The following is a 2,317-nucleotide window of genomic DNA, read 5'->3' on the forward strand; positions in this document are numbered from 1 at the left end:
AGTCTTCCTCGGGTTCGCCCCAAAGGGCGCGCACCTTTTTTTGCAGAATCAGCAACGCGGCCGCCTCCGCCAGTGCCTTATCTTTACGCAGAATTTCCCGCTCCAGCTGCTTGTTTTGCTTGCGTAGGGTTTTGTTTTCTTGTGCCTGCTCCGGCGTGCTGGCTTCAGCCTGGCCTTGCGCCTGAATGGAGAGATCGCGCCATTGTTTCACTTGCTCCGGGAATAAACCCTTGGCACGACAATATTCGCTGAGCTCGATTTCGGACATGGCAATGGTTTCGACGACCACGGCAAAGCGGGTTTGAGCAGACCAGTTTTCACTGCTGCGATGATGTTCGGGCACGGGGCGGCCCTCCTGGCGAAGTTGATTGCGCCAATTGTACAGCGTGGCTTCGGAGAGGTTTTCTTGCAATGCCAACTGCCTGATGCTGACCGGATGAGGAGCAAGCATTTTGCTTAAAATGGCATCTTTACGAGCCTTGGGAATACGCGACATGATAAGTAACCAGCCCCCTGAGTAAGTTGGAATCCCTGAAAAGGGAGTATCTCAACTATCCTGACACAGGGGGTAATCCTGCCGGGATGCAGTTATCTGGATATATTCGAGATCGCCGAAACTGCCTGGGGACAAATGGGGGTGGCTAAAAAATGGCTACCCTTCATTGAAGATAACAGTGACTATTTCCTTCTTTCTCAAACCGGCGAAGTGAAATATTGGTCACACAACGGAAACACAAACGAAAAGTGGCCAAATTTCGCCATGTGGTTTCAACAAGTTTGCATGGAGCGCCGGTAATACAAACACTCAAACTGGCGCCCTCCCCCAAACTTTATTTGAAACACCAAACGCCTGCCACATCCCCTTTTTCACCAGGCTTACATAAGAGCAAACACATGAATCTCATTGTTGAGCGTACAGATTCGGTTCCCTGGTTTACCAATATGAGCTCTGTATTCCGGGCACTGGGGTTTGCTGCATCCAACTATGATTGGTTTATCAGTGATATCGAAACCAACTATTACGGCACCGAGTTTACGAGCGAAGACCAGTGGATTTCAGGGGATACGCTGGAATGTTTCATCACCGAAAATAATGTTCAATTCATCTGGGCCGTCTTCAGCGCATTCCCCAAAGAAACGCGGTTTCCTGTTGAAAACCCGCCAAATGCTCTAGACCCTGGCTACTGGAGCGGCACAGAAGTAACGCCGCAGCTTAAAAACGCATTGTTTGAAATTGTTGCATGGGATAGTTCTGCTACGATTTTGATTGGTCTGCCTGACGCGGCAATTGAAAAATTCAGGGCCGCGTTTCCCGATACAAAATCGCTTATTTCTGCCGCAAACCAGGAAAACAGCTAGCCTTGTGACAATGCAGCAGAATTAATCAATCTCCCCGCTTATTATTATCTTTAACCAGACATTCAGTTTGCCCTCTGCCCCACCCTTCAGGCGGCGCCCCTTAAGCAGACCTCAGGACTAATTATCATGATCAAAGCCATTGCCATTCTCGTTGCCCTCCTCATCTCGCCCTTTAGTGCAGCAGGCACGCCGGTTGCAGGGCAAGCAACCCCCAAGCTTGCTGCAGAGTGGTGGCAGTGGGCAATGTCCACGCCCCGCGACGAAAGCCCGGTTGCAGATCTAAGCGGTGCGAACTGCTCAAAAAATCAACGTGGAAACACATGGTTTCTGGCGGGTGGATTTGGCTCATCAAAGATTCGCAGAACCTGCACCATTCCTGCAGGCAAGACCTTGTTCTTTCCCCTGATCAATATGGTGTACATGCCAGCAAGGGGAGTTAAATCGATTACATGCGAAGATACAAAGGCCGCGGCCGCGTTGAACAATGACACAGCGCTTGATCTGTTTGCTGAACTCGACGGCAAGCCCATCAGCAACCCCAGGCAATATCGTCTCTCATCCAAAACCTGCTTTGATGCATTCGCCCGGCAACCTGCCTCAATGCAGCCCTATAAGGCATTTCCATCCGCGACGGATGGATTCTGGCTATTGTTAAAGCCCTTACCAGCTGGCCAACATACTCTGAAATTTGGCGGCAAGTACAACCGCGAATCCGCTGGCTATGGGCGCATGGTACAAGACATCGAATACGTTCTGGATATCAAATAAGCGCTATACCTTTAAACAACCCTCAATTGGGCAAGAGTAAATCCGCAATAATAAAGCCCCGGCCTGAACTGCACCCCAAAAGTTGGACACCCGTCCATATTTTTGGGGTGTTTTTATGTCCAAGTACTCAACGCAATTCAAGCTCTCTGTCGTTCAGCAATATTTAACTGGCGAAGCAGGTATCAAAACG

General features: G+C 49.8%; 3 protein-coding genes and 1 pseudogene. 3 read left to right on the forward strand and 1 reads right to left on the reverse strand.

Annotated elements, in window-relative coordinates:
* Positions 1 to 496 (reverse strand): annotated as a pseudogene (locus tag CSQ88_RS22220) (IS3 family transposase); the annotation flags it as partial.
* Positions 497 to 598: 102 nt separating this feature from the next.
* Here CSQ88_RS22220 and CSQ88_RS23725 point away from each other — a divergent pair.
* From CSQ88_RS23725 to CSQ88_RS22235, 3 genes are all read left to right on the forward strand, one after another.
* Positions 599 to 796 (forward strand): SMI1/KNR4 family protein, encoded by a 198-nt coding sequence (locus tag CSQ88_RS23725; protein WP_374700473.1) that lies wholly within the window; start codon positions 599 to 601, stop codon positions 794 to 796.
* 98 nt (positions 797 to 894) lie between these two features.
* Positions 895 to 1,359 (forward strand): hypothetical protein, encoded by a 465-nt coding sequence (locus tag CSQ88_RS22230; RefSeq protein ID WP_099400238.1) that lies wholly within the window; start codon positions 895 to 897, stop codon positions 1,357 to 1,359.
* Positions 1,360 to 1,485: 126 nt separating this feature from the next.
* On the forward strand, positions 1,486 to 2,127 hold the full coding sequence (locus CSQ88_RS22235) for a hypothetical protein (RefSeq protein WP_099400239.1): 642 nt from the start codon (positions 1,486 to 1,488) through the stop codon (positions 2,125 to 2,127).
* The last annotated feature ends 190 nt before the right edge of the window (positions 2,128 to 2,317 follow it).

The organism is Iodobacter sp. BJB302, from assembly GCF_002735645.1.
Lineage (GTDB): Bacteria > Pseudomonadota > Gammaproteobacteria > Burkholderiales > Chitinibacteraceae > Iodobacter.